Below are 587 nucleotides of genomic sequence, written 5' to 3'. Positions count from 1 at the left end.
AGCAAAATAAATTTTTGTCTCTAAATTTTTACTGATCAGTTCGTGTTCGGCAAATTCGAGGCCGTTATCAAAGGTCATTGTTTTAATTTTATGTTTTATCAGTGATAAATGTCTTGTGGCCGCTTTTGCGACCCCTTCTGCTGTTTTATCTTCAAGTTTAATTATGATAGTAAATAACGATTTTCGTTCAACTAATGTCAATAATGCACTTTTATGATCTTTACCAACGATAGTATCGCCTTCCCAATCACCAATACGCTGCTTTTTATCAACAAGTTTGGGGCGCTTATCAATACTGACTCTGTTTTTAATTTTTCCTCTGCGCTCATAACTTCCATAGCGTTTACGATACGGTTTTTTCGCAATCCTAATATGTTGCCATAAATCACCTCCATTAAGTTTATCCTTATAAATCAATCGATAAACTGTTTCATGATGCAAAGATATTATATTTTCCCTTTTGAGATAACCGACTGTTTGTTCAGGACTTAAATCTTGCCAAATTAACTGTTTGATCCACATTTCTATCTCTGGTTTCACTTTTACTGCTTTTGTAGCACAATGTCGGCGCGCTACGGCCTTAAGCT

1 protein-coding gene is annotated in these 587 nt (G+C 35.3%); it reads right to left on the bottom strand.

What is annotated here, in order from left to right; translation table 11 throughout:
- Positions 1 to 587 (bottom strand): IS30 family transposase (locus NXS07_RS20670; RefSeq protein ID WP_258087593.1); only part of this gene is annotated, 587 nt, incomplete at both ends.

Source organism: Xenorhabdus bovienii (genome assembly GCF_024721015.1).
Classification (GTDB): Bacteria; Pseudomonadota; Gammaproteobacteria; order Enterobacterales; family Enterobacteriaceae; genus Xenorhabdus; species Xenorhabdus bovienii.
The sequence above is the reverse complement of the archived record's forward strand: the minus strand, read 5'-3'. Positions and strand labels throughout refer to the sequence as shown.